23 protein-coding genes and 1 pseudogene are annotated in these 24,907 nt (G+C 55.1%); 9 read left to right on the forward strand and 15 right to left on the reverse strand.

Annotated elements, in window-relative coordinates:
- Positions 1 to 74 precede the first annotated feature (74 nt).
- Positions 75 to 989 carry a DUF6731 family protein gene (locus tag ADIMK_RS14495; RefSeq protein WP_036189730.1) on the forward strand — a complete coding sequence of 305 codons (915 nt, stop codon included), beginning with the start codon at positions 75 to 77 and terminating at the stop codon, positions 987 to 989.
- Between the two features lie 856 nt (positions 990 to 1,845).
- Here the strand turns inward: ADIMK_RS14495 and ADIMK_RS14505 are convergent.
- From ADIMK_RS14505 to ADIMK_RS14515, 3 genes are all read right to left on the reverse strand, one after another.
- Positions 1,846 to 2,148, reverse strand: coding sequence for a helix-turn-helix domain-containing protein (locus ADIMK_RS14505; RefSeq protein WP_036189734.1), 303 nt, complete (start codon positions 2,146 to 2,148; stop codon positions 1,846 to 1,848).
- 3 nt (positions 2,149 to 2,151) lie between these two features.
- Positions 2,152 to 2,445, reverse strand: coding sequence for a type II toxin-antitoxin system RelE/ParE family toxin (locus ADIMK_RS14510; protein WP_438267749.1), 294 nt, complete (start codon positions 2,443 to 2,445; stop codon positions 2,152 to 2,154).
- 269 nt (positions 2,446 to 2,714) lie between these two features.
- Positions 2,715 to 3,566: a DMT family transporter gene (locus tag ADIMK_RS14515; protein ID WP_036189736.1), complete on the reverse strand. Its 852-nt coding sequence runs from the start codon at positions 3,564 to 3,566 to the stop codon at positions 2,715 to 2,717.
- 186 nt (positions 3,567 to 3,752) lie between these two features.
- On the opposite strand from ADIMK_RS14515, the gene ADIMK_RS14520 reads away from it, so the two are divergent.
- Positions 3,753 to 4,037 carry a hypothetical protein gene (locus ADIMK_RS14520; protein ID WP_036189738.1) on the forward strand — a complete coding sequence of 95 codons (285 nt, stop codon included), beginning with the start codon at positions 3,753 to 3,755 and terminating at the stop codon, positions 4,035 to 4,037.
- Positions 4,038 to 4,039: 2 nt separating this feature from the next.
- Here the strand turns inward: ADIMK_RS14520 and ADIMK_RS14525 are convergent, their stop codons facing one another.
- Both ADIMK_RS14525 and ADIMK_RS14530 read right to left on the reverse strand, forming a co-directional pair.
- Positions 4,040 to 4,771, reverse strand: coding sequence for a TrmH family RNA methyltransferase (locus ADIMK_RS14525; RefSeq protein ID WP_036189740.1), 732 nt, complete (start codon positions 4,769 to 4,771; stop codon positions 4,040 to 4,042).
- Complete coding sequence (locus ADIMK_RS14530) at positions 4,768 to 6,405, reverse strand: NAD(P)/FAD-dependent oxidoreductase (protein ID WP_036189742.1); 1,638 nt, start codon at positions 6,403 to 6,405, stop codon at positions 4,768 to 4,770. The genes ADIMK_RS14525 and ADIMK_RS14530 overlap by 4 nt, the downstream gene beginning before the upstream one ends.
- 164 nt (positions 6,406 to 6,569) lie before the next feature.
- Between ADIMK_RS14530 and rlmE the strand changes: the two genes are divergently transcribed.
- The 5 genes from rlmE (at position 6,570) to ADIMK_RS14555 (ending at position 11,508) form a co-directional block, all read left to right on the forward strand.
- Positions 6,570 to 7,202 (forward strand): 23S rRNA (uridine(2552)-2'-O)-methyltransferase RlmE, encoded by a 633-nt coding sequence (rlmE, locus tag ADIMK_RS14535; protein ID WP_036189744.1) that lies wholly within the window; start codon positions 6,570 to 6,572, stop codon positions 7,200 to 7,202.
- 125 nt (positions 7,203 to 7,327) lie between these two features.
- A complete protein-coding gene (locus ADIMK_RS14540; protein ID WP_036189746.1) occupies positions 7,328 to 7,672 on the forward strand; it encodes a cupin domain-containing protein in 345 nt (114 codons plus the stop codon).
- A gap of 407 nt (positions 7,673 to 8,079) precedes the next feature.
- Entirely contained in the window at positions 8,080 to 8,706 is a 627-nt protein-coding gene (locus tag ADIMK_RS14545; protein ID WP_036189748.1) for a response regulator transcription factor, read from the forward strand.
- Positions 8,706 to 10,493: a hybrid sensor histidine kinase/response regulator gene (locus ADIMK_RS14550; protein ID WP_036189750.1), complete on the forward strand. Its 1,788-nt coding sequence runs from the start codon at positions 8,706 to 8,708 to the stop codon at positions 10,491 to 10,493. The genes ADIMK_RS14545 and ADIMK_RS14550 overlap by 1 nt, the downstream gene beginning before the upstream one ends.
- A 151-nt stretch (positions 10,494 to 10,644) precedes the next feature.
- On the forward strand, positions 10,645 to 11,508 hold the full coding sequence (locus ADIMK_RS14555; RefSeq protein WP_036189752.1) for a tectonin domain-containing protein: 864 nt from the start codon (positions 10,645 to 10,647) through the stop codon (positions 11,506 to 11,508).
- Positions 11,509 to 11,617: 109 nt separating this feature from the next.
- Here the strand turns inward: ADIMK_RS14555 and ADIMK_RS14560 are convergent, their stop codons facing one another.
- The 10 genes and pseudogenes from ADIMK_RS14560 to ADIMK_RS14605 form a co-directional block, all read right to left on the reverse strand.
- Positions 11,618 to 14,461 carry a tectonin domain-containing protein gene (locus ADIMK_RS14560; protein ID WP_036189753.1) on the reverse strand — a complete coding sequence of 948 codons (2,844 nt, stop codon included), beginning with the start codon at positions 14,459 to 14,461 and terminating at the stop codon, positions 11,618 to 11,620.
- A gap of 14 nt (positions 14,462 to 14,475) precedes the next feature.
- Positions 14,476 to 16,278 carry a type II and III secretion system protein gene (locus ADIMK_RS14565; RefSeq protein WP_036189755.1) on the reverse strand — a complete coding sequence of 601 codons (1,803 nt, stop codon included), beginning with the start codon at positions 16,276 to 16,278 and terminating at the stop codon, positions 14,476 to 14,478.
- 269 nt (positions 16,279 to 16,547) lie between these two features.
- Positions 16,548 to 17,579: pseudogene (gene tnpC, locus ADIMK_RS21750) on the reverse strand (IS66 family transposase).
- Positions 17,471 to 17,758 (reverse strand): IS66 family insertion sequence element accessory protein TnpB, encoded by a 288-nt coding sequence (gene tnpB / locus ADIMK_RS14575; protein ID WP_051692983.1) that lies wholly within the window; start codon positions 17,756 to 17,758, stop codon positions 17,471 to 17,473. Before tnpB ends, tnpC begins: the two are co-directional and overlap by 109 nt.
- Positions 17,755 to 18,123, reverse strand: a complete 369-nt coding sequence (gene tnpA / locus ADIMK_RS14580) for an IS66-like element accessory protein TnpA (protein WP_036189757.1) — start codon at positions 18,121 to 18,123, stop codon at positions 17,755 to 17,757. The genes tnpB and tnpA overlap by 4 nt, the downstream gene beginning before the upstream one ends.
- Before the next feature lie 218 nt (positions 18,124 to 18,341).
- Entirely contained in the window at positions 18,342 to 20,609 is a 2,268-nt protein-coding gene (locus ADIMK_RS14585; RefSeq protein ID WP_036189759.1) for a TonB-dependent receptor plug domain-containing protein, read from the reverse strand.
- A gap of 428 nt (positions 20,610 to 21,037) precedes the next feature.
- On the reverse strand, positions 21,038 to 21,340 hold the full coding sequence (locus ADIMK_RS14590) for a YjiS-like domain-containing protein (protein WP_036189761.1): 303 nt from the start codon (positions 21,338 to 21,340) through the stop codon (positions 21,038 to 21,040).
- A 760-nt stretch (positions 21,341 to 22,100) separates the two neighbouring features.
- Complete coding sequence (locus ADIMK_RS14595; RefSeq protein WP_081849802.1) at positions 22,101 to 22,685, reverse strand: outer membrane protein; 585 nt, start codon at positions 22,683 to 22,685, stop codon at positions 22,101 to 22,103.
- A 34-nt stretch (positions 22,686 to 22,719) separates the two neighbouring features.
- Positions 22,720 to 22,956, reverse strand: a complete 237-nt coding sequence (locus tag ADIMK_RS14600) for a helix-turn-helix domain-containing protein (RefSeq protein ID WP_036189765.1) — start codon at positions 22,954 to 22,956, stop codon at positions 22,720 to 22,722.
- Between the two features lie 23 nt (positions 22,957 to 22,979).
- Positions 22,980 to 23,522, reverse strand: coding sequence for a DUF2975 domain-containing protein (locus ADIMK_RS14605; RefSeq protein ID WP_036189766.1), 543 nt, complete (start codon positions 23,520 to 23,522; stop codon positions 22,980 to 22,982).
- A 214-nt stretch (positions 23,523 to 23,736) separates the two neighbouring features.
- Between ADIMK_RS14605 and ADIMK_RS14610 the strand changes: the two genes are divergently transcribed.
- Positions 23,737 to 24,174, forward strand: coding sequence for a GFA family protein (locus ADIMK_RS14610; RefSeq protein WP_036189768.1), 438 nt, complete (start codon positions 23,737 to 23,739; stop codon positions 24,172 to 24,174).
- A complete protein-coding gene (locus tag ADIMK_RS14615; protein ID WP_036189770.1) occupies positions 24,174 to 24,905 on the forward strand; it encodes a glucose 1-dehydrogenase in 732 nt (243 codons plus the stop codon). Before ADIMK_RS14610 ends, ADIMK_RS14615 begins: the two co-directional genes overlap by 1 nt.
- Positions 24,906 to 24,907 lie beyond the last annotated feature (2 nt).

Here is a 24,907-nt window from a genome sequence, read left to right on the forward strand (position 1 = left end):
ATAACGCTATTCTAACGGTTTGAGAAGCCAAATCTCGCTGTACCCCTTTAACGAACTCAAGGAACTGAGTCGCCATGTCTGATACAAAGACTTACCAAGTAAGCTTCTATACCACTAACGTTCTCGATGGTACTGAGCAACCTCCAACTCTTGGAGAAGCATTTTCACAACTAGTGGAAGGCGATTTACCTTACGAGTTCGTCCATCCGGTAGATGGACTTGTGTATCAGCTTCGAGAACTCGAACAGATGCCTGGAGGGCGCTATAGAGGGGTTGTAGCAAAGTTTCGTTATAGTGATATACCAAATATTGGGGATCGTTCAACGACGGAGGAGCGTCCCATTGATCTCGAAGACCAAGAAGGTCTCATCGAAAAGAATTTTTTCCTGTTCGATCCGGCGCTAAACCTGATGACATATCAGATCAACGGTAACGGTTGTAACATCAACAGAGTCGCGGAAATTTTTGATGCGCTGGCTACAGGAAAATTTGGACACCTTGCGAACGTAAATTTAAGCCCAGTTCTTCGACCGGATGCCATCGAGCGTATCCTTAATGGTGATATGCGGGTGAGGAAACTGGAAGTGGGTTTCAGTAAACCTACAAATGCAGCTACGTGGGCTTCTCAGGAGCAGTTTTCTGGAGAGCTTCTGCACCTTCTCAACGCGCTCGGAGGAGCATCCATGAACATAACTGTCAGCGCAAATCCAGCTGGCAGATCCGCTGTTCGAAGCTTCCTTTCAGACTTCGTAAAAACGGGTGTCGCCCACTTTGCTCAACAAGCCCCCGTGCGGGTATCCCGGTTATGGTTTGATGAAGCGTCAGATCCAATCGACCTTATCGAAGATCGTATAAAGGGAACCACACGACCAGTGGAGCTTAATGGCCGATATCCCGAACCTGAGTCTATCTTTAGTGCGCTTGATCAGGTTTGGAAGAAATACGAGGATGATATTCGGCAGGTTCTAAGCGAATCTGGGCTCGAATAAAGCGTCTCAAGAGAGGCGAAGAAAAAAATGAGCAAAAGAATTCGACGTTCTCTATACCGACTCGTCATCTCCATATCATTCGCCACGGTAGTCGCCTACTTGGCGTTTGTAATGTACGTTGACTTGCCGTCGGATAGAGCGTTAGCGATTACATCGGGGTTTGCATCGCACTCAGTCACTATTATGAGCATATTGGTCGCGGCTGGAGCTATTCTTATGACAATTGCGAATACGAGGCTAATGCGGAATATGGCTAAGACTGGTCATTACAAGCGTTTGGTAGATAGTTTGTTGGCCTCCGCGATCCTATTCTTGATCACAGCGATCTCGGCGATTGGCATGATGTACATGCCACAAGACCTGGAGCATTACTGGTTTACGCTAACGTCTGCTCTATTCGCGATGGGAATATATAGCTTTGTAGCGACAGGCTCGATGTTGTATCACGTGCTAACAACAATCTATAGCCCTCAAACCTCAAACCCACGTTAAACGACACCCTCTGACCATGCCGCCATCATGGCGGCATGAGCATTTCAAACCACCTACACATCGCAGTTCTCGCCAGCCAGACCGACCGATCAGGAATATTAGGTCAGCGTAACAATCTTCGTCGTTATCTCACCTTTGGTGATGATGGCACGTTTATCCCCTTGGGGCAGCCGAGCATCGCAGAAGTGGCGGGAAATAATGGCTGAGTTGTCTGAGGAGCGCAGCGACGAGTTTCTCAGCCATCCCGTCGCTTCGAGAAGCGCAGGGAAGCCGAAGGCCTGCCCCTCGGGGTGCACTTTCTTTTGGTTCGGTTTTCTTTGTGCAAGCAAAGAAAATGAACTCGCCCTTCAGGGCGAAACCGGACTCAAACCGCAAACCCCACATGTCGCCCATCCGGCAACTCGATATCCACCCGCACCTTGCCGCCAGCGGCCTCCACATAGCGCTTCAGTGTGGATAACTTGAGATCACGCCCGTCGCGTTCCAACCCGGCAACGGTTGGCTGCTTGATCGCCATCGCGTCAGCGATCTCGGTCTGGGTCTTACCCAGCAGTTCGCGGATCTCGGCAAGACGGAGTTCCAGCCGCATCTGCTCGGCCTTGGCTTCGGCACGGGCCACCACTTCCGGCTGTTCGTTTTCGAGTATCTGGTTCAGAGTGCGAGCCATGATTCACTCCTCGCTCTGTTTGAGCGTTTCGAGGTGCCAGTCGAACTCTTGGTCGGCGATGGGCACCATTACTGTGTAAAAGCGTTTTTCCTGACCTTTGCCAGCTTTGTTCCCCGCACACAATAGAATTGCTCTGCGTTTGGGGTCAAAGGCATAGAATGCTCGCAGCGGATTGCCGTTGCTCTGCACTCGAAGCTCCTTCATGTTCGTGTGTCTGGAGGTTTCTATGGTGTTCCGCATAGGGGCGTCCCAACATCGGCCCTTCTGATTGCAGAAGAAGCATACCCGCCAGCACATTTTCGCGGTCTTTCGCCTCCAGCGAGTCGTACCACTCGTCAAACCTGTCGGTCGTTTGTACTTCCCACATTGAACTTCCCTGTCAATATAGTCTGTATGCTATATAGCTTAAATACTATTTATTATCAATTATAGGTATCGTTTCTAGATTGTTAGGGTCTTAGGGCCAGAACAGACAGCCCTGTATCAGACAGCCTGCACGTGGCAATTGGATGCCCGCCGGATCCGTCGCATCCGGCGGGTCATGCCATGCGTGAACGCCTATACCGCTATACGCGGTAAACCAACATGACGCCCAACAGTATGGCGACCATACCCGCCAGGGTGTTCCAGGGCAGCAGATTGCCAAGGAAGACAAAATCCATCAGCGCCGTTACCACCGGCACCAGATAGAACAGGCTGGTCACGTTGACCAGATTGCCGTGCTGGATCATCCGGTACAGTAACAGTTGCGCCACCACCGAAATCACCAGCGCCAGCCAGATCCACGACAGCACAAAACCCCACGTCCATTGCACCGTCAGCGGTTGCAGAGGGCTTGTCAGCAAACAGATCACAAGGTTCAGGCCATATTGCAGTGGCAATACCTGCAGCGGTGACTGGCGTATCCCCTTCTGCAGAATGGCGCCGGCCGTCATGCTCAGCAGCGCACCCAGGGCAAACAGCATCCCCGCCAGAGAGAAATGGGCTTCGGTGATGCTCTTCCACATCACCAGTACGAGTCCGGCGATGGCCAGCAGCAAGCCGAGCAGGCGTAACGGCTGAAAACCTCGTTCCAGCAGTGCCAGCGTCAGTACCGGCTGAGCGCCCAGTACGGTTGCCAGTACGCCGGGCGTGATGCCCTGATCCAGAGCAAGAAAGTAGCAGATGGAATAGCTGCCGATCAGCAGCGTACCGGCCAGTGCCACCCGTTTCGCGGTGCCCGGTTGTGGTCGCCATTGCCGCTGTTGCCGTCCCAGTATGAATAGCACCGAAGCGGCGAGGGCAAAGCGTAACAGCAGAAAGGCAAAGGGTGAGGCGTAATCCAGGCCCCATTTGGAGAAGATGGCGCCACTGCTCCACAGCAGCACAAATAACGAGGTCGAGCCAAATGCGGCCCAGTTAATGGAAAGCAAAGACATGATCTATCACCTGTCAAAAAGCGTGATGGCTTCCCGAAGACAGATGTGTGCACGCCGTAAAGCGAACAATACGATCTGAATCGAATAGAAAAGCCGAGAGTATTACGCGCCGATTAACACAGCCCGTGAGGCGGTGGCAGGGCGCAATTACGCAGTGCGCCTGGAGGTGGCGCGACAGGTGGTGCCATGGTCAGTGTCATGGCAGCAGACAGAGCAACAAGGGTCACACCTGCAGGCTTGGCGGCACAGGCAGCTTGGGCGTTTTGGCGTGATGCGTTGAACATGGGGTTGGCTCTGTTAGAAAAGAAGCAGTGCTTTAATTTAGAACGGTTTTACGCAATCTGCAAAGCCGAAATGGCATTTCTTCTCAGGACGGTGTTTATAGTTCCGTACCCTTTGGGTATTGCGTTGTGCGAGCAAGAAACATCAATGCGCCGTCAGGGCGAAACCTTCTCTCGCCAAGACGGCTAGGTTTATGCCTTTCCGCGCTGGCGCTCATAGATGCTGAGGCTCACGGCAGTACCCAGATTGAGTGATTCAATCAGCCCGCTGCCGGGAATGGTAAACGCCTGAGCGTTCAGTGCACTCAGTGCTTCATGCGGTACCCCCCGCGCCTCGTTGCCGAAGATGTAGCAGTCACAGTCGCCAAAAGCGCGGCTGCTGATCGGGTCGCCCTGCATATCCAGATAACCGGGCTGGCGGTAGCGTCCGCTCAGGGACTCGATCGGTACCTCGGTTTCCAGCGGCACATGGAAGATGGCGCCCATGCTGGAACGGATCACTTTCGGGTTGTACGGATCGACACTGCCGGGGCTGAGCAGGCAGCGGTAGCCGCCGAACCAGGCCAGCGTACGCAGAATGGTACCCAGATTGCCCGGGTCCTGAATCTGGTGCAGATAGATCGCAGGTTCGCCGGTTGAGGCGGCGGGTTGCAGCGCAGCGATCGGCACCACGGCAGCGATCCCCTGAGGGGTTTTGGTATCGCTGATCGACGCCATCTGCCGCTCGCTGATCAGGTGGTGGGGGAAGGGGCTGTCCCAGTGCTGATAGCTGTCGGTGAGGTAGAGCTCGGCGCCGAGCAGGGCCGGACGCAGGGCGGCAGCGCGCTGCAGCTCCAGCACCAGATGCTCGCCCTCGACCAGACAGTAGCCCAGCTGCGTGCGGTACTTCTTCTGCTGCAGCTTCTTGATGTCGTCCAGCTTCATGGCTGTTCAGAGCCCTGCTGTTGCAGTTGTTGCAGCATATCCAGCGCCACGGCCTCAGCGACCTTAATGCCGTCGATACCGGCGGAGAGGATACCGCCGGCGTAACCGGCACCCTCACCGGCGGGGTAGAGACCGCGCACGTTGAGGCTCTGCAGCGTCTGCGCATCGCGGGTGATGCGCACCGGTGACGAGGTGCGCGACTCGATGCCGGTCAGCACCGCGTCTTCGCGGTCGAAGCCACGGATCTTCTTGCCGAAGGCGGGCAGGGCCTCACGCATCGCCGTGATCACGTACTCGGGCAGAGCGTCGGCCAGATTGCACAGCTTCACCCCCGGTTGATAGGAGGGCTCGACCTGACCCAACGCGGTGGAGGGTTGGTTGCGCAGGAAGTCGCCGACCAGCTGGGCCGGGGCGCTGTAGTCTTCGCCACCGAGTTTGAACGCGATCTCTTCCAGACGCTCCTGCAGCTCGACACCCGCCAGCGGACTGCCGGGAAAATCCTGCTCGGGATTAATACCGACCACGATACCGGCGTTGGCATTGCGCTCCTGACGGGAGTACTGGCTCATACCGTTAGTAACGACTCGCCCCTCTTCCGAGGTGGCGGCTACCACTTGGCCGCCCGGACACATGCAGAAGCTGTATACGGCACGGCCGTTCTTGGCGTGGTGGATCAGTTTGTAGTCGGCGGCGCCCAGCTCCTCATGCCCGGCATACTTACCGAGGCGCGCCCGGTCGATCATCGATTGCGGATGCTCGATGCGGAAACCGATGGCAAACGGCTTGGCTTCGATGTGCACCTGACGGTCGTGCAGCATGCGGAAGGTGTCGCGGGCACTGTGACCTAGCGCCAGTACTACATGGCGGCTGTGCAGCTCAGAGCCGTCTTCGAGTACCACGCCGCGGATCTCGCCGTCATCGAGCAGCAGGTCGTTGACCCTGGATTCGAAGCGGATCTCGCCGCCCAGGTCGATGATCTCGGCGCGCATCTTGGCGACCACGCTGGTCAGGCGGAAGGTGCCGATATGGGGCTTGCTGACATAGAGGATCTCTTCCGGGGCGCCCGCCTTGACGAACTCCTGCATCACCTTGCGGCCATAGAACTTGGGGTCCTTGACCTGACTGTACAGCTTGCCGTCGGAGAACAGGCCTGCGCCGCCCTCGCCGAACTGTACGTTCGATTCCGGAGTGAGCACATGCTTGCGCCACAGCGCCCAGGTATCCTGGGTGCGCTGGCGCACGTTGCGTCCGCGCTCGAGTACGATCGGCTTGAACCCCATCTGTGCCAGAATCAGCGCCGCGAACAGGCCGCAGGGGCCGAAGCCGATCACCACAGGGCGTTCGGTCAGCTCTGCCGGTGCCGCCGCGACCGGATAGTAGTGGGTATCCGGTGCCGGTTTGACATGCGAGTCGTTGGCAAAACGCGCCAGCACTGCGTCGTCATCGGCGGTCTGCAGATCGATGATGTAGACGAAGGTGATCTCGGTGCTCTTCTTGCGCGCGTCATAGCTGCGCTTGAACACGGTGAATTCGAGCAGCTGGTCATCGGCCAGTGACAGGCGTTGCAGAATGGCTTGGCGCAGCGCCGCTTCGGGGTGATCGAGCGGCAGGGAGAGTTCGGTGAGGCGAATCATGCTTGGGCTTCCGGCCGGTTGACCCGGCAAAGGCGTAAAAGGTGGCGCAATTATACCCGCCGCCGCCGGTGAAGTCAGGCAAGCGACGGCGCTTGAGCCGTTGGCCTGTACCCCAACGAGCGCGTACAATTGGGCTCTTCATTCCAATCCGGTTGTTGTGTGTCATGGCCCGTCCTACCCGTTCCAAAAGCAGTGCTCGCTGGCTCGATGAGCATGTCAATGATCCCTTCGTAAAGCAGGCGCAGGTCGACGGCTATCGATCCCGTGCCAGCTACAAGCTGCTGGCGATCAACGACAAGGACAAGCTGATCAAACCCGGGATGCTGGTGATGGATCTGGGTTCGGCTCCCGGTGGCTGGTCCCAGGTGGCGTCGAAGCTGGTGGCACCCAAGGGGCGGGTGATCGCGTCCGATATCCTGCCGATGGATGCGATGGCCGATGTGGAGTTCATCCAGGGCGACTTCACCGAGCAGGAGGTGTTCGACCGGATCATGAGCGCCGTGGGCGGGGCGCCGGTGGATGTGGTGATCTCCGATATGGCACCGAACATCAGCGGCGTGGCCTCTGCCGATCAGGCCTCCTCGATCTACCTGGTTGAGTTGGCGCTGGATATGGCGTGTCAGGTGCTCAAGCCCAAGGGCAGCTTTATCGCCAAGGTGTTCCACGGCGAAGGCTATGAAGAGTTCGTCAAAGCGGTGAAGGAGCACTTCGATACCGTTGTCGTGCGCAAACCTGAAGCGTCCCGAGCGCGCTCGCGCGAGGTCTATCTGGTCGGAAAGGGGTTCCGGGGCGGTTAACTGCTCAGCCGCCTTTTTGGCATACCTACTCTTTGGCATATCTAAGTGTCGATGCCAGACATCTGGCATGACATGACAGCCTGCATAATGTCGGACCTTTTTCATCCGATCTTCTTGGAGCTGACATGTCCGACTTTATCACTGTGCTGCGCGAAACCTGCCCGACGCCAGTGGTTGACGCCACCAAGTGGACCCGCATCGGCGGCGACCCGCACACCGTTAACCTGAACGCCTACACCTCTGCTGACGGCAGCAAGATCATGGGTACCTGGATCTGCACCCCGGGCAAGTTTGAAGTCAATTACGAGAAGTGGGAGTTCTGCCACTTCCTCGACGGTTACTGCATCATTACCCCGGAAGGCGAAGAGCCCAAACACCTCAAAGCCGGCGATGTGTTCGTGATTGAACCCGGAATGAAAGGCACCTGGGAAGTGGTTGAAACTGTTCGTAAGTACTTCGTTTTTGCCTGATCCTTATTTGCCGGACGGCGCTTGTTGCCGTCTGGCGATTCAGTTTTTAGCAATAGACAGTAAAGCCGTAAGTCCCCCGCTTTTTAAATTCCCTGCTTAACGGATAGTCGCGTGACCATAAACCGCGACTTAAGACGATAGTGCCCGGGCTTCGTAATCCTAAGACGAATGTGCAGAGCTCCCTGCTGTTCGGGCATTCTGCGCGGGGCCGGCAACTCAGCCAAATATGGCCCTCAGGTGATTTCCGACGAGCGATTAAACTTGAGAATGAACTCCTTTTTGTCCCTTTACAGAGCACGATAAGGTGTATGATAGGCAGCTTGCGGAGAGTGTCGGCACAGTACGGCCGCTCTCGGACGATATGAGATCGCCACGCTCAAGTCACATCAGTGTCGCAGGTAAAGGACGTGAAAATACTGCTTGTAGATGACCATCAGCTCTTTCTCGATGGCCTGACATCGCTGCTTGCCGCTTCAGAACGGGTTGAGTCAATACTTACCGTCAATAATGGTCGGGATGCCTGCGCGCTACTTAAGAGTGGGGCGTTCGACATCGCGCTGATCGATCTGCGCTTGCCAATTATGGACGGGTTCAGTCTGCTTGAAGCGCTTTCCAGAGCCCATTCCTTGGTACCTGTCATTGTCGTCAGCGCTTCACGTGATCCGGATGATATCCGCAGAGCCTTTGAGTTGGGCGCAATGAGCTTTATCCCCAAGTCCTCCACTGGCCAGCAGATCTTGGAGACCATTGAAGCGGTATCCAAAGGTGAGCTGGTCTACCAATCCGGAGGTGATAGCGCCGGGGATGCGCATCAGTTTTCCAGTGAAGACTGGGCTGCGCAGCACAATATGACGCAACGCCAGCTTGAGGTGCTGCGTCTTGTGCGTCAGGGGCTCTCTAATCAGGCAATTGCCGAGCAGTTGCATGTCAGCCTGGCGACGGTAAAGTCTCATATCAGTGCGATCTTTCAGATTCTTGATACTCAGAGTCGCTCTGAATCGATCAAGAAAGCTCATCAGCTCGGATTGGATTAATGCTGAATACCCTCCCGTCCACAGAGGGCTTACAGGCCAGGTATCAGCAACGTATCGACGCCGAGAGGGTCTTGATTGTCCAACGCAACAGCCCCGCTACGCTGTTGGGCAATGTATTTGGCGCTATTCCGATTACCCTGATCTTTAGCGGCACAGACTATTCCACGAGCGTTTATATCTGGCTGGGTGCCCTGTATCTGATCACGCTGCTGCGCTGGATTCACTATCGTGTGTTCAACCGCTCACTAATGCGTGATGAAGATCCGACTCTGCATGGCTATATCCAATGCGCTGGCGTTTTTATAGCTGGCTCGATTTGGGGCAGTGCCGGCGTATTTTTGTTCGATGCTGATAACCCCACCTATATCGTGGCCATAGTATTGACCTTTGTCTGCATGCTGGCGGGAAGCCTGGCATCTCTGTCTGCCAGGCCTAGAGCATATGTTGTCTTTGCTCTACCGGTGATGGTACCGCTTATTGTTAACATGGTGATTCAGGAGCAGGCGGTATATCAGTGGATGGCGTTCGGTGCGACTGCCTATCTGGCAGCGACGTTTGCGTTTTGTCTTAGTATCAACCGCGTTATTGTCCGGTCATTGAGCCTTCAATACGAGAACATGGATCTGATCTTGGATCTGCGGGAGCAAAAAGAGCGTGCCGATAAAGCCAACAAGGACAAGTCCCGCTTTCTCGCTTCAGCCAGCCACGATCTTCGCCAGCCATTGCATGCAGTGAACCTTCTGGCCGAGGTGCTCGGCAGTAAGGTCCGTGAGCCGGAACAAAAACAGGATCTGAATAACATCAAACATGGTCTTAACTCGTTGAACGATCTGCTTGATGTGTTACTCGATATCTCGCGACTTGATGCTGAGGCTGTTAAGGCCGACAAGGTCTGTTTCGATATCGATGAATTACTGACCAGGCTGGAGCAGCTGTTCGCAGTTGAGGCGCGGAGAACGGGAGTTATGCTGTCGGTCAGCCACGAGAAGCATATCGTGGATACCGACCCTATTCTGCTGGAGCGAGTCATTACTAACCTTTTGGTGAACGCGTTTCGTTACACCAAGGAAGGTGAGGTGCGTGTTTTCTTCACTACCCGAAAGGGTGAGGTGGATCTTCATATCGTCGATACGGGGATCGGCATCGACCGGGAGCATCTGGAGCAGATCTTCGAAGAGTTTTTTCAGGTCGGTAATAAAGAGCGCAATCGTCAGAAAGGGTTAGGTTTGGGATTAGCCATCGTGCGCAGAATCCTCAGCTTGCTCGACCACCGATTACAGATCAGATCAGAGCCTGGAGTGGGCACTGAACTGGTCATAACACTACCCCTAGGTCAGTCTGAACCGGCCCTGAGTCAGGAAAAGCCGAATCCGTTAACCCAAACGATGAGCCATAACCGTTTGTCGGGTGTTCGGGTGCTGTTGGTTGATAATGAGGTCGATATCGTTCGGGCGATGAACTCATTGCTCAGCGGCTGGGGTTGCGAGTGCCAGATAGAGACCTCGACCGAAAGCGCATTGCAGGCACTAGAGACGGGTTACAGGCCTGACCTGTTGCTGGTCGATTACCGTATGCCCGGACACTACAACGGCTGCATCTTTGTAGATCGGGCTCGGTCAGTGATTGGCGATATCCCTGCGTTGATCATTACGGGCGAGACCAGCGAGGAGGTTATGAGCGAGATCGCGACAAGTGGTCTGGTTTGTCTACACAAGCCGCTGCGCGCAGCTCAGCTAAGAACCTTGATGACACGGTTACTGAATACGCAGTCGGTGAGCACGGCCTGATCTGATTAACTTTTCCCAAATCTTTTCTTATGTCCTGTTGGTCAGTGCAATGCACTCTCTCCCAGGGCCGGTTATTTCAGTCTTTCGGCTGATGCGGGGGCTGTTCAACCGCTGTTAGGCTCCTCGACTTGGTCAATTGAGGAGAAGAACCATGCGCAAATATCTGGGCGGTACGCTGGCCGCCTCTCTGCTGCTATCTACAGGATTGTCTCAGGCATCTGAAAACCAAATTAGCATCAGCAATACTTCGGATCCCAATAGCAATATCGAGATCCTGCAAACCTCGGACACTGTGGATCTGGACCAAGGTGCAATCGTTGCCGGCAAGGAGATAAAACAGGCTTGGGAAAAGGTTGACGGCCAGGCAACCTCTATCGGAATCGGGCCTCAGGGCGATATCTGGGTAGTCGGCACAGACGGTTATCTTTACAAGCGTGATACGGCAGCGAAGAAATGGAACAAGCTCACGCCGCCGTCATCCAGTATTCGCTTCAAGCAGGTGACGGTCGGTAAAAACGAAATATGGGCACTGACCACTACATCGAATATTTACCGCTATGGTAAGAGCGGATTTAAATTGATCAGAGGCGAGTTGGAGGATATCTCAGCAGGTGCCGATGGCTCCGTTTGGGGCGTCAATAGCAAGTCTGAGACCTTCAAGTGGTCAGGTACCAGTTTTGTAAAAACGACAGCACTTGCTAGCCGTGTAGCTGCATTAGGTGATGGCAGCGCTATCGTAGTCGGCAATGGCAATACTCTGTATCAGGGCAGCGGCAGCAAATGGAACTCCTTGGGTATTAGCGCGCGCGATCTGGCAATTGGCGCCGATAAAACGATCTGGTACGTCAGCACTCAAAAGGTCAATGCTAATGGCAATGCGATCTATCGTCTGGACAGTATCTCCACCAAGCAGGTGACCAAAGATTCAGTTGCTGCTGCCACTGCGGTTGCTGTGACACCTGATGGTAAACCCTGGGCTATCAACGCCAACGGTGAGATCTACTACGCCAGATAACAGGGTGTAATGTGTCAGCCAGCAAAAGCCCCGAAACGGGGCTTTTTGTTTTTCTGATATCAGTTTATCGCTCTACACACCATGTATCGCCACTATGACGGGGGCGTTGCTAACGGACCCTATAAATATCGGCGTTACTATCGATTAGCCAGAGACGACCTACATTGTCCACCGTAATACGTTCCGGCGTACTGACGTTGGATTTGACCACGTCGAACCGGTCATTAGCAGGTGAGTAGCGCATTAGCCGGTTGGGCGAGGCGAGAATATAAACAGTCCCGTTGCTGCCGATCGCCAGTTCGTCGGCAGAGGTGAGAGAGCCGCGAGGGACATTGATCGCGACATCGTCCTGATAGCGTTTGAGGCGGTTGCCACTGTCAATTCCCCATAGCTCACCGGATGAACCAACCGCGATGCGGCGATAGAGCGTGCTCGGGTCGTAGCGCTGGAAGCGTTTTCTGTCGGCGTCAAAGCGGAAAACCTCTTGGGCGTCATTCAGTGCGAACACCTCACCCGAGTTTGCAGCCAGCTGCCTGATATTACTGCCTGGAACCGAAGGTTCGGTACCCGCTATGGCTTGGAAGCGTCCACCTCCTGCGCTTGTCTCCCGATACACAATATTCTGTCGGTCGATCGCCCAGCGCCGACCGTCCTCATCGGTCAGGTACCAGCTTACTTGGGTATCCGGCAGCTTGCGTTCAGGCTTGAAGGCATAGGTTGTGGATGAGGAGGTCCAGACTGTGCTGTCGGTCAGCGTCTGAGTGTCATTGTTCAATAGGACGCATACGGTACCTAGCTGGCTGGCTGGGTTGCTACAGTCGACACAGGCGGCGCTGCCGCAGCCTGGCTGCATGCCGCAGAACGGATCCTGAGGATTAAGCAGGCAATACCCGTTGTTCCAGCCGATTATGCCGCCGGAACCGTTGTACGCTGTGCAGAGCTGAGTACCCTGATTGGCAGGGTCGTTACAGCTTTGACAGCCGGGGTCATTCTGACCGGCAGGGGATGGGCAGTAGTTGGACATATCCGTATCAAGGCAGGGTATGTCGGTCGGGTTGTTCAGGCACCAACTGTTTATCCAGGTTGCTCCACTGCTACCTGCGCTACCCGTATCGATAAGGTGTACCCGTGATTCTGCATCGTTTGTGGCGAGCCAAAGCGTGCTGGTGCCAGCGGTCAAAGACGGGTTTTTCACTCGGGTCAGCGGGAGCCGTTTGCTAATTGTGATTGCGGACGTCGAGGTATCGATATCGACCGTTGTATTCAATGTTTGCTGAGCCAGTGCGAGATCATCGCTCTCATCGCGTTCGAAGAAAGCTGTACGCCATACCTGTTGCTTGCTGTCGGTAACCCACGGATAGCCGCCCGGACCGACGCTGACATGCACTGCGTTATCAAACTGCTTTATCCAACGACTACCATCACGCTCCCAAAGGTAGAGTTGTCCTCTGTCGGTTGTAATGAACACAGAACCTTCCGGTCCGACCGAAACATCCACAGCATTGCTGCGTTTACGGTAGTCGCATTCGGTTTGTTGGCATTGGTAGACCCTGCCGTCCTGACGTACTATCCAGAGACTGTTATCGGAGGCAGCGGCAAGCTGTTCGCCAAAAACGCCGCTGATGCGTTCAAACCGGTTGAGTAGCGGATTGTAGCGGAAGATATTTTCCGCACTGTTGCTGACATATATCTGGCCGAGCGGGCTGATGGTGATATCCGCTGCCTTGATATTGGGTATCGCCTTCCAGTCGCCTTCGCTATGGCGGTAGACTTCGCCTGAGGTGTTGATTCCCCAAGGGAGACCATAAGGGTCGATGGCTATTTTTTTCAAGATTCCGGGAAAGGCTAGGAATCGACTCCGACTGTTCTGCCAACGCAGAAGTTCGCCCTCGGCACCCAGTGCGAAGACGCTGCCATCAGGACCAATCGCGATCTCATTAGCCGATGCGTCTTTTATCTTCCTAAATATCAGAGGCTCGGTTGTGGTGCGTTCGGTTGAGCGTGTCGCAGCGATAAAGTCAGACTGTCTGGTGTCGGTCTGATCGCGGTTAGTTTCACCGGTTTCCGCTTTGGCAAGGGGTGTAGTTTCGGATGAAGGCGTTTCAGTTGGTGAGATAAGGCTGGTTGCTGTCAGCAGGTTGCCCTCGGCATCAATGATCCAGGGCGAACTGTTATCACCGGCGCTGATGCTGATAGCATTCTCGATACCTTGCAGTGGGTGGCGCTCCATATTTTCAGACAATAGATAGGGCTTACCATCTGTGCCTATCAGTAGCATATGGTTCTGTCCGCCTGCCGAGATATCGATCGCGTCTATGGGTAGGGTCTGCCACCGCTGATCCTTGCCATAAACAATGCGTCCAGATGACAGTACGACCCATGGTGAGCCGTCGTCATCCAGCGCCACTCGTGAGCCCGGGTCTAGCTTCCAGTTGTGGCCTGAGTAACTCAAGGCCTGCCAAGCTCGCTCAGAGTCCTCCCAAAGATAGGGGCGTCCGTCTAGATCCAGTGCTGCGATGCCATTGCTGCCGGTACCGATATCGCGGGCACGTAGTTCGCCTTTCAGATCCCACCAGAGGCCGTTGTAGCGACGTATTCTATTGTCACGATCAATCGCCCAGGGTTTGTGATCCGAATCGATAGCGACGCGTTGGAAATGTCCCGAAAGCAGTTGCCAACCGCTCTCTAATCGCCACCGGTAGAGTCGATTTTCGTCGCTGACAACGTAAACCACATCCCTGTCGCTGGCGCCTACATCTCGTGCTTTCCCACCCGGCAGCTGTTGCCAGTAAAGGCTGGCGATCCAGTCATCGATGGGATTGATGCTTTCGTCTGCTTGGCTGGTCAGTGATGTGAGTACCGAGGCTATAAACAGTATGCTGTGCAACCCTAAAAGCCGCATCGGGCGCAGGAGATCTAGCGCCAGCAGATTGCTGAGACAATTTCTCTTCATACGCAAAAGCTGTCTCAAAGAATCGGCTCCAGACGTTTCTGGTGTGAATCGCTCTTGTACCAGGCATCCATATCCAGGTCGCCGGTTTGGAAGTAGCGATAGAGTTCAGATCCTGACAGGTTCCTGAGTACTCGACGGATAGAGGATGTTGGCTGGTACCAGTATTCGTATCGGTCACTCAAATTGCTTGCAATATCGGAGTCCTGATTGGCGAAGGGTGACTTGCGGCCTGAGGCCTGCTCTTTGTCATAGAGATAGGGCGTGGGGTGTGGTGTTAGCAGGATCACAACCGACTTGGAGTAGTTGCGGCGGGTAGTACGTGAAAACAGCAGGTTGACGCCCGGTACCTCTTTCAGCCCCGGTACGCCATCGGCATTCATCTCGACATCGCGCTCGTTGAGGCCACTGAGAATCAGGGTCTGGCCGTACTTCATGGCCACATTGGCGTTGACGGTTGTTTTGGTGGTGTCGAGACGGAACTCGAACTCCACCGAACGGCTGGGTTGTGTGAGGAAGGTGCGTTCTGCAACAACGTTCAGGATGATCAGGCCATCAGGTCCGAATTCCGGCGTGACGGCCAGTTTGACGCCAATCTCCTTCTCGATCGAGATCGAATCACCGGCACCGCCGGAAACCGCCGCGCCAAGTACCTCTACACCGGAGAAAAACTCTGAGGTCTGGCCGGAACGTGCTACAAGGGTGGGCTGAGCAATGATCTCGTTCTGCTGATCCTGATCGTTAAGGATGTTCAGGGTGTATGAGACAGCAGGGATAGTTATTGTCGAAACAATACTTCTCGTACTTTCGTTAAACGTCGAATCATTGAAGTCGGTAATACGAGTGCGGGTACGGCTGAAAGCGGGAAGCAAATTATCAGCGTCGCCGAACTGAAGGGTCAAGCCGTCGAGCAGGTTTATGCCGCGACGGGTACTGCGATCCTCCTCGGTACGGATGATAACGACATCGACCGAGACCATTTTGTTATCCACAAACTCCAAATCTGAGTCATAGCTGTCCTCGTTTGAGGAGTAGCTAATCGTCTCCTCCTGATGATCCTTACGGGTGTAAAGATGGTGCCAGTCTTCGATACGGCGCTTTAATCGCGCTGCCCGATTCACGTCGCCGGTTTTGGCAAGGTAGCGGTCCATGAATTCACTGGATGACTCGGTGTCATTGACTGCGGCGGTGGTCACGCTCATTAGGCGAAGCAGTGCATCAGGAGATATTGTGGGAGTCGCTTGTCCATCGCATACCTGCCACAGCTGTAGCGCCGCCGCGTGTGAGGTTTCGGCATCGCCAGCGTAGTAGGCTGCAACAGCCAGGTAGTAGAGCGCTTCCGGATCGCTATCATCCTGCAATACGTAGCTTCCAAGTTGATACTTGGCTTCCTGAAAGCGTTCAGTATCAAGATAGAGCAGACCCAGATAGTAGCGAGTCACCCAGTTGGATGGGTCCATGCGTATAGCAGCCATGTAGCCCTGCTCAGCGAGCTTAAACAGGCCGCTGTCACCGCTTAGAGCGCGTAAATGGTAGTTGAGGCCATTTAACAACTGGAGTGAAGAATCGGTGAAGTCCTGTTTTAAGGCCTTGTTGAAATAGGTTGTTGCTTCGGCGAGCTGGCCCTTGGCCATAAGCTTAAGTGCCTTGGTGCGTTCGGGTTGATCGGAATGTTGGTCTTGCACCTCAAGGCTGGTGCGGTAGCGGTCCTGATAGTTGCTCGACTGGATGCCGCCAGACATACAACCGGATAAAAAGAGTGTGGTCGCGGCAGCGAGGGCACAGGTTTTTGCGGATTTGTAGTTCAGCGGTTTCAGCATGATGGTGCTCGGTCCGTGGCAGATGTGAGTGCAGGGTTCTCCAAATTTCGAACGTATGTTAGTGAGCTAGCCACGGCCGCTCATCAGCCAAAAGGATGGTTTTATGGGTGACGTAGAATTGATCAGTGGAAAATATAAAGACTGGTCATAAGGGGGATAGCGGCAGCCGGCTTTTGCCTAACCGCTCCGTCAATCGTTTGATTTCTGCGTTGGCGATCTGCTTGCTTCTTTAAGCCGCTGCAGAGTATGCGTTCGGTGATCACACCTTGTCAGTGATCGGTGGTGGGATTCCAGTTATGGGGTAGCAGCTCGTTGATCGCACTAGCCTTCTGGGTCGGTAACCGTGTCAGCACATCTTTCAGATAGGCATACGGCTCATGCCCGTTCAGCTTGGCGGACTGGATCAGGCTCATCACCGCAGCGGCACGTCGGACACTGCGCAAGGAGCCGGCGAACAACCAGTTTTTCCGACCGAGCGCCCAGGGCCGGATCAGATTCTCGATTGGGTTGTTGTCGATCGGGATCGACCCGTCATCCAGATAGCGTGTCAGCGCGGCCCAGCGCTTGAGGCTATAGTTCAAGGCATTCGCTCGCCGTGCCGTCCGGCACTTTCAGCCGCTGCGCAAGTATCCATTCATGCAGGGTTTTGAGGATCGGCTTTGAGTGCTCTTGCCGGAGCTGTTGCCGCTCATCGGCGGTCAAGTCGCGGGCATCCTGCTCAACCTTGTATAGCTGCTTGATGTAGTCCACTGCTTGGCCGGCGATCTGACTCTTGCCTGCCACATGCAGTTCGATGAACTTACGTCGGGCGTGGGCCATGCAGCCGATCTCGGTAATTCCCCGCTCGAAGCCCGCCTTGTAGCCGCTATAGTCATCGCAGACCAGCTTGCCGGTCCAGTCACCGAGCATGTCACGCGCGTGCTGGCAGCCGCAGCGGCACTGGGTATTCTCCGGCTCATGGCGGATCTCGGTACGGGGCAGTTCAGTTGGGAGCGGTGAGCGCTTGGGCTGGCGTTCCCCGGCCTGGTCGCCGTTGCTGCGTTCAGCTGCTCCAGTTCCGCTTCGATCGCCGCAATATCGGCATCGACCACCTCGTCCAGCAGGCTGATCTGAAGCACGTTGAGGTGTTCACTACGCTGGCCGTACTCATGGTGTTTGAGCAGGACCACTTCGTACGTGAGTTGTCCTATTTTCAGATCGCGCTGTTGGATGGTTTGATGACTCTGCTGAAGGGCTTGATCGCGCGCCAGATCTCGGTCCAGTGGAACTTGCCTTGGTTCAAGCGACGGGCGCAGAGCCAGATACCCAGTCCGTCATGGAGCAGTGCTTTCATCCGGTTGCCGCGCTTGTTGGCGAACAGATAGGCGCAGTGAGGGCGGGCCTCACCGAACACCTTCACCACCCGAGCCAATGTCGTCTCGGGACCGGCCCGCATATCCATCGGCGTGGTGGCCAGCCAGATCTCATCAATGCGGATCATTGCAGCAGTTCCTTGAGCCAGCGAGCACATTGGTCGGCAGCGGCGGTCGGCCAGCACACTGAGATGGAGCCTCGTAGCGTGGGGATCTCGATACGGATCTCGCTTGGTTCGTGAGCAGGGGAAGAAGCCGAAGGCGCTGAGGCATACAGCGGGAGCTTCACAAAATCGTTCGGCGCCGGGAGCCTGTTGTGTTGGAGTCCCCGTTGGCGAGCCGTACGGATCCAGGTCTGCACCTGGTTAGCATTGAGCTCATGTTCACGCGCCACCTGAGCGACAGAAGCACCTGGCTGGAGGCAGGCGGAGATCACCGCGGCTTTGAACTCAGGAGAATGGCGGCGACGCTTGCGGATCGTGTCGGTCGTCATGATAAGTGCCCACTTAAAAATAGATGGGCGCTTATTGCTGGCGTGCTAGTCGGTCGCGGGAAGATGTGTTGGCCAGACGGTTACCATGAAAGGCACCTGGGAAGTGGTTGAAACTGTTCGTAAGTACTTCGTTTTTGCCTGATTCTTAACTGTGTATAAAAAAAGGGTGCCTTTGTGGGGCACCCTTTTTTGTGTGTGTCGGTGATTTGGCGTGCTGCTTAGAACCTCAGGTTCACGCCCACGTAAGCAGAGCGGCCCATGCCCGGCACAGCGATACCCCAAGGGGTGGCGTTCATCGACATGGTTTTGCCCTGGCCTATGTAGGAGCCGCCGGTCGGTAGCGCGTAGCCGCGGTCAAACAGGTTTTCGATGCCGAAATCCAGACGTACTGCCTGCCAGCTGTGGCTGGCGCGCAGGTTGAGCAGGCTGTAGCCGCCGGTGCTGATCTCATTACGCACGTCAGAGGTGTCATCCTTGGCGCCGACGACCACCCATTCGACGCTATTGTCCCAACCCGCTTTCTGCTGGGTCAGAGTGAAGCGTCCGTTCAGCGGCATGATGTTGTAAAGCTCATCGCCGGTCTTGCGATTTTCACCTTTGGTGTAGTTGATTACGCTGTCCAGTCCCCAGACACCCCAAGCGTTGTTTACCAGCGGTAGATGCATCGAGAGATCGATACCGTACAGGCGCGCATCCTGGTTGGCGTACTGCAACACATTAAACTGATCATCGGTCCAACTCGATAGCGCAATGGCATCGATATAGTCGTCCACATAGGTGTAGAAAGGAGTCGCTCGGAATGTCCGGCTACGGTCGGTGTCATGCCAGTCGAAGGTGACCGATGCGGTGTAGGCGGTCTCCGGTTTCAGGTCTATATCACCGACATAGCCGTTACCGTCTCCGACAAAGTTGTTCATGGTGGCGGCCATCGCCCAGCTGGACCAAGTGTAGCGTTCATACAGGTTGGGTGAGCGTACCTTTCGTGCCAGGCCCAGTTCGATGTCCAGTGTGTCATCGTGGCGATAGCGTGCCAGTGCAGTCAGATCCAGGTTGTCATCGCTCTGATCGCGATCCTGAGCGTTGAAAGCAGCGGCTTCGGGGCCCTGGTTAAGTTTGGTATCGTTGTAGCCGTGTACCTCGTCGGCATCCATGTGGACGCGCTCGTAGCGAACCCCCAGCAGCGTGGTCCAACGCCTATTGTGCTCGGTTTCCACTTCGGTAAACAGCGCTGCACGGTCGCGCTGACCGCTGTTGATGTTGAGGAAGGTGTCTGGCCCCATGCCGCCGCCGGAGGCGGTCCAGTAGTCGTCAAGACGGTAGCGCTGCAGCTCGGTGCCGACGCGGAGTATCTGCTCAGGGTTCAGGACGATATCGGCCTTGAGGCTCAGGCCGGTATTTTCGCTCTCGGAGTACATCGGCATACCTGCAGCGCAGGTCGGATCATAGTCGCCCTCGACGGTGCAGGGATATCCGTTGATCGCATCACCCATGACCATGGAATCCATGGCATACCAGTAACGTTTGTCGGCGCCGAAGTCCATGAAGTGATCTACGGTCTCATGATAGAGGCGGGTTTCCAGATGGCCCCAATCCGTCTGGCGGGTCCAGGCGAGGTTGATCAGCCTCTGTTCGTTATCCAGCAGGTCCATGCGCTGGTTGGGGTAGAGCTGCTCCGGCATGTTCTGATAGCTCAGCTGCGTCTCAAACAGGTCGTCGCCCGCCTTGAACGCCAGGTTCAGGGTATGGTTCTGGGTCTTGTAAGCGCTGGAGCCGACCTCGTCCAGTGGCAGTGTGTGGCCCGGACGTCCGGAATCGTACGTAGTCTTGAAATCGTCCCCGGCGGTGTAGTTATCCGCCTTGCTCCAGGAGCCGCTGTAGTGGATGCTGAGCTCCTCAGTGGCATGGGTCGCGTTCAGGTTACCGCCCACCGCGTTGTTGTTGCTGCGGTAGAAAGCGCCAATCTCGCCTTTGTTCAGAGCAGATTCGCCGGCAGGCGCGAACTCTGGCTCCGACTTCTCGGCAACGATGGTGCCGCCGATACTGTCACCACCGACACTGACCGGTGTGATACCGGCGAATACCTTGATCTGGCCGATGTTACTGGGATCGACGTAAGAGAGCGGCGGGTTCATGTGGTTAGGGCAAGTGGCGATCAGGTCCATACCATCGACCTTGATCCGCAGTCGGTCGTCCGCCAGTCCACGAATAGAGGGTAGGCTGGATACACCGCCCGCAGCGTTGAGGCTGACCCCCGGTATGTCCCTTAGCAGGCTGGCGGTGTCGCTGGTGGCAGCGCGTAGCTGATCGACGACTGAAGGGGGAAGCTGCTCAGCATTTTCCAGTGGGCTGGGTTTGCCTTTGACGAGAATCACCATGGGCTGTGTTTCAGCCTCTTGGGCGAGGGTAAAGGGCGCCATCGCCGAGCAAACGAGTGCCAGCGATAGCCGTCCAGGCTGGGCCGGGAAACGACGGGGTTTGATATTCATGGAAACTCCTGAAGATACCCAATGGCCGTGTAACTAGCGATAGCGTCAATGGCGTAAAGGGGGCACGCGACGAAGCAGGTCGTCAGTACGGCGCTAATTAAAAACTGCTGCAGATTGTAGGGAAATGGTGAGCGTCTGAAGTGAGGCATAACGTCGCAGCCTGCTGGAACCGGGCAATCCGTTACGCAGACATGAACTCACGGGATGGCTTTGAACTAGAGGGCGATCGAACCATCAGTACAGAGGTGTTGGCCGACTGATAGCAGTATGGGCGTACAGGGGGGGGCGGAAAAGTCTGTGTGAACCCTGAGGTTGGAGCCAGACTTCAGGCGTGCAGGTGTTCCGAGAGGTGCTTGAAAACTTAAGTAAGTCGAGACGTTCAGCAGCCCGTAGCGTTAGGCGGGCTGCTGTGTCTTTCGGATCGGGGCTTAGCCTGTGATCCGACGCTCTTCACGCCACTGGCTCAGGGCCATCTTGGCGCTGGTGCTCAGCGGCAGTTCAAGTGCCATGAGCAGCTCACCGCGAGTCATGCCGATATCGTCCAGAACGTGATCGTCGTACTTGAGCAGGCTGCTCAGAGTCTTGCGGTATTTCCGCTCGGTCAGGCGCGCGCTCAGGGCTCGGCCAAGCACGACAACCGGGTGCTCTGCATCGAATGCTTTGAAGAGAGACTTAACGTCAAGTAGGCGAATTTTGCTGTCGCCGCGCAGGTATAGATCGTAAGTAGACATCTGAGGAACCTCGCTTAAGCGATATCGCGATCGCGCGGATATCACTCTATATTCATTCGTTAGTGTTGGTGTGTGCCCAACTTTGATGCGGATGATGCTCCTTACTTGTGCGTAAAACAAACGACTATTAGTACACGTTAATTTGAGTTTTTTTCACCTTATTGATCGCTTTTTTGGACGCCGAATTAATAATCTTTTTATTGCTAATTATTTAGCTTTAAATCTCTATAATTTGCGATTATGCGGTAAATAAAGCTGGTTTTATCTAAAATATATACTGTTTTGGTCTGGTTTGTTTGCTGGTGATTCTGGTCGGTTTAGATGAAATATTTCATGTAAATAAGGGTGATTGTGCGGTTGGGTTACACGGGAGTCGTGTGTCAGTGTTTGCATATGCACTAATATGGTGCGAAATGTGTTCGTTGGTTGACTCTGGTGAGTGAAGCGGTGTCTGTGAGGCGAAGATGCACGAGTGTGAAAGTGAATAAAAAAGCCGCGTCAGACGCGGCTTGTGAGCATGTGATATATCGACTTGGCTGAACCGTTAAATACGGTTTGCGTAAATTTCGGACGCACGAATCCCTCACCGCCTATCGGGGTAGAATCGCTCTACTCGCGCTCGGTGTGCAAATGTCGGTTCGAAACGTGTGAGTCCGGAGTCCTAGTGGCCGGATGGATGCCGCTTAAAGGTCGCGAGCGCTCCGGTGCGGATTCAGGACGTTACCGCTTGTCTGGTTCATCTTCATCGCGCGAGGTCCGACTAGAAGTGGTAAGAAACCCCTAATCTCAGACTCATCAGGGATGCGGATTTGTCCTTGTCACCCGCGATGTCGATCTCGTCAGAGGCGCTGATCACTTCGAAGTTGGTCGACAGCTGTTGGTTGATACGATACGCCGCGCCGGCTCCGTATATTGCGGAGAAACCGCTGTTGTCGGCTTTTTCGTCGTTAAGTCTGACGTCGTACTCAAGGTTGGCGACGCCGGCGATACCGTACAGCGAGAATCCAGAGTTCCACTCGTAACCCAAATGGCCTTTGATGCCATATTGGGATTCGACATTGACCCGGTCGCCGTTACCGTAGCTGTTGCTCTGGGAGGTGTCGTGGTAGAACGCCTCGCCAGCGCCAAAGAAGCCGCCGCTCAAGAACTGTTTGTAGCCGACGTATACACCGACCGACGTGGTCGACGTATCGCGCTCTTTTGTGAAGTCGCCGTCGTCTACCACATAGCCTGAGTTAACCAAAGCGCCGCCTGCGTAGAAGCTGTCTTCGGCTGCCTGTGAGGCGAGGGGGAGCGCCCCCATGCCCATGACTGCGGGTATGAGAAGTAGTGTGTGGAGTTTCATGGTAGTCCTTTATATCAAGGGTGGGTTTTAGCGTTTAATCGGATTCAATATCCTCGTTTCCATCTGCATCAGGTTTATATTCGAGAATGTCAGCGGGCTGGCACTCAAGAACTTCACACAGTTTTTCCAGCGTGGAAAAACGAATGGCTTTTGCTTTTCCGGTTTTGAGTATCGACAGGTTCGCAAGGGTAATGTCGATGCGTTCGGACAGTTCCGAGAGGCGCATCTTTCGCTTGGCGAGCATGACGTCGAGATTCACGATGATCGGCATAATCTCTTAATTACCAGTTGTCTTCATATCGTTAGTTCTGATTCATCCTTCATCGCGGCTGCACACTCCATGATCCTGGCGATGAGCCAGAAAAAAACGCCGGGGACTAGTGTGTCCAGATTGAACAGCAAAGCGTACTTGATATCCGGCATTTTCGGGATGATCGCGCGGTACATCAGGTAGCCACCGATAGCAGGTACAAGGGCGACCTCGACAACTGCGATCATCACCAGTATCACACCTGTATGTTTGAAGCATCGCGCGTTAGCTACGGTAAAGATCTGGTTGCGCTTGTACAGGCTGCACAACGTCCAGAACTGATAGAGCACTCCTATCCAGAGCAGTTTGCCAAGGCTGATCAGCGTCACGAGGACGACTCTGTCACCTGCTTCAAAGCCCGAGATAGGGCGTGTCCAGAATTCACCATTGATCGACAGTGTGACAGGGATGTCGCTGGCAAAGGTAAACATCATCTCGCCCAGTGACAGCGCCAATGTGCCAAGGATGAGCAGATTCAGCCAGAACGCCGTTTTTTTGATCGCTGTCGATGTGTTGTCGCTGTGCATGATTGATTGTCTTGGTTGTGCATATGGCGCTTAAGATAGTCTTGTATATATTTCAGGTCAATAAAAAATTATCGTAAAACGATAAATTATGTGAAGGTCTGATCGAACTGGCGCTGGGGGGGGTTGCGGCGAAAATCGACCGGTCCCGACTTGCCGTCAGACTGTATTGCCAACCAGAATGAGAAAAAGACCAATACAGCGCAGGGGAGTAGACATGTCTGACTACAGGGTTGCGGGCAGTTGCTTATGTGGCAGCGTCCAATACGAGATCACCGGTCACCTCGGTATTTTTCAGTACTGCCACTGTTCTCGCTGTCGCAAGTTCACCGGTGGAGCCTTCTCGGCCAACATGTTCGTCGCCCCTGATCAGTTCAGGTGGACGAAAGGGGAGGTGCATGTCGCCCGCTTTGCGCTGCCAGAGGCCAAGCACTTTGCGACGGCGTTCTGCCGCTGCTGCGGCTCTTCCTTGCCGTGGCAGGCACAGACGGGAAAGGCTGTTGTCGTACCGGCAGGGACGCTCGATGCCGATCCGGAGTTGCGGCCTTCGCAGAGCATTTTCTGTGCCTCCCGGGCGGTGTGGTTTACCGATCCGGACAGTCTGCCGGCCTATGATGAGATGCCGTCTCGCAAAAAAAGAAAGGGAGAGTCGTGATGAGCAAGGTGGTAATCGTAACCGGTGCAAGCCGTGGCATTGGCGCCTCGACCGCAAAATTGCTGGCGGCTCAAGGGTATGGGGTTTGCGTCAACTATCGAGAGCGTAAAGAGCAGGCACAGGCGGTTGTGGACGCTATAACGGCGCAGGGAGGACGCGCCGTAGCGCTACAGGCGGATGTGTCGGACGAGTCTGAAGTGGTGCGTCTGTTTGATGATGTATCGCACAGGCTGGGGCCCGTAACGCACCTGGTGAATAATGTCGGGGTTCTATTTACCCAGTCGAGACTCGCGGATGTCGATGTCGAGCGTTTCACACGCGTGATGCAGGCTAATGTGACCAGCTGTTTTCTCTGCTGCCGTGAGGCGGCCCGGCGTTTCTCATTCGGTGGCGCGATCGTGAATCTGTCTTCGGTTGCCGCGCGTCTGGGGGCACCGTTTGAATATGTCGACTACGCCGCGTCCAAGGGCGCCGTCGAGTCTCTCACCAAGGGGCTGGCGACTGAGCTGGCGGGACAGGGTGTGCGCGTCAATGCGGTGAGTCCGGGGCTTATCTACACCGACATTCATGCCGATGGCGGTGAGCCGGGACGTGTCGACCGGATAGGGCCGATGCTGCCGATGAAGCGCGGAGGTCAGCCCGATGAGGTTGCAAACGCCATCGCCTGGTTACTGTCCGACGAGGCGTCCTATGTCACCGGATCCATACTGGAAGTAGCGGGCGGTCGTTAGGG

It is taken from the genome of Marinobacterium lacunae, from assembly GCF_000705555.1.
GTDB lineage: Bacteria > Pseudomonadota > Gammaproteobacteria > Pseudomonadales > Balneatricaceae > Marinobacterium_D > Marinobacterium_D lacunae.

Excerpts from the sequence above, each read along its gene's own strand:
- ADIMK_RS14600 (WP_036189765.1), bottom strand. The coding sequence starts at position 22,956 with ATGCCGATCATCGTGAATCTCGACGTCATGCTCGCCAAGCGAAAGATG.
- ADIMK_RS14615 (WP_036189770.1), top strand. The coding sequence starts at position 24,174 with ATGAGCAAGGTGGTAATCGTAACCGGTGCAAGCCGTGGCATTGGCGCC.
- ADIMK_RS14550 (WP_036189750.1), top strand. The coding sequence starts at position 8,706 with ATGCTGAATACCCTCCCGTCCACAGAGGGCTTACAGGCCAGGTATCAG.
- tnpB (WP_051692983.1), bottom strand. The coding sequence starts at position 17,758 with ATGATCCGCATTGATGAGATCTGGCTGGCCACCACGCCGATGGATATG.
- ADIMK_RS14505 (WP_036189734.1), bottom strand. The coding sequence starts at position 2,148 with ATGGCTCGCACTCTGAACCAGATACTCGAAAACGAACAGCCGGAAGTG.
- ADIMK_RS14525 (WP_036189740.1), bottom strand. The coding sequence starts at position 4,771 with ATGAAGCTGGACGACATCAAGAAGCTGCAGCAGAAGAAGTACCGCACG.
- ADIMK_RS14605 (WP_036189766.1), bottom strand. The coding sequence starts at position 23,522 with ATGCACAGCGACAACACATCGACAGCGATCAAAAAAACGGCGTTCTGG.
- ADIMK_RS14560 (WP_036189753.1), bottom strand. The coding sequence starts at position 14,461 with ATGAAGAGAAATTGTCTCAGCAATCTGCTGGCGCTAGATCTCCTGCGC.
- ADIMK_RS14610 (WP_036189768.1), top strand. The coding sequence starts at position 23,737 with ATGTCTGACTACAGGGTTGCGGGCAGTTGCTTATGTGGCAGCGTCCAA.
- ADIMK_RS14555 (WP_036189752.1), top strand. The coding sequence starts at position 10,645 with ATGCGCAAATATCTGGGCGGTACGCTGGCCGCCTCTCTGCTGCTATCT.
- ADIMK_RS14565 (WP_036189755.1), bottom strand. The coding sequence starts at position 16,278 with ATGCTGAAACCGCTGAACTACAAATCCGCAAAAACCTGTGCCCTCGCT.
- ADIMK_RS14510 (WP_438267749.1), bottom strand. The coding sequence starts at position 2,445 with ATGTGCTGGCGGGTATGCTTCTTCTGCAATCAGAAGGGCCGATGTTGG.
- ADIMK_RS14495 (WP_036189730.1), top strand. The coding sequence starts at position 75 with ATGTCTGATACAAAGACTTACCAAGTAAGCTTCTATACCACTAACGTT.
- ADIMK_RS14520 (WP_036189738.1), top strand. The coding sequence starts at position 3,753 with ATGGTCAGTGTCATGGCAGCAGACAGAGCAACAAGGGTCACACCTGCA.
- ADIMK_RS14515 (WP_036189736.1), bottom strand. The coding sequence starts at position 3,566 with ATGTCTTTGCTTTCCATTAACTGGGCCGCATTTGGCTCGACCTCGTTA.
- ADIMK_RS14590 (WP_036189761.1), bottom strand. The coding sequence starts at position 21,340 with ATGTCTACTTACGATCTATACCTGCGCGGCGACAGCAAAATTCGCCTA.
- ADIMK_RS14540 (WP_036189746.1), top strand. The coding sequence starts at position 7,328 with ATGTCCGACTTTATCACTGTGCTGCGCGAAACCTGCCCGACGCCAGTG.
- ADIMK_RS14530 (WP_036189742.1), bottom strand. The coding sequence starts at position 6,405 with ATGATTCGCCTCACCGAACTCTCCCTGCCGCTCGATCACCCCGAAGCG.
- rlmE (WP_036189744.1), top strand. The coding sequence starts at position 6,570 with ATGGCCCGTCCTACCCGTTCCAAAAGCAGTGCTCGCTGGCTCGATGAG.
- ADIMK_RS14585 (WP_036189759.1), bottom strand. The coding sequence starts at position 20,609 with ATGAATATCAAACCCCGTCGTTTCCCGGCCCAGCCTGGACGGCTATCG.
- ADIMK_RS14595 (WP_081849802.1), bottom strand. The coding sequence starts at position 22,685 with ATGAAACTCCACACACTACTTCTCATACCCGCAGTCATGGGCATGGGG.
- tnpA (WP_036189757.1), bottom strand. The coding sequence starts at position 18,123 with ATGACGACCGACACGATCCGCAAGCGTCGCCGCCATTCTCCTGAGTTC.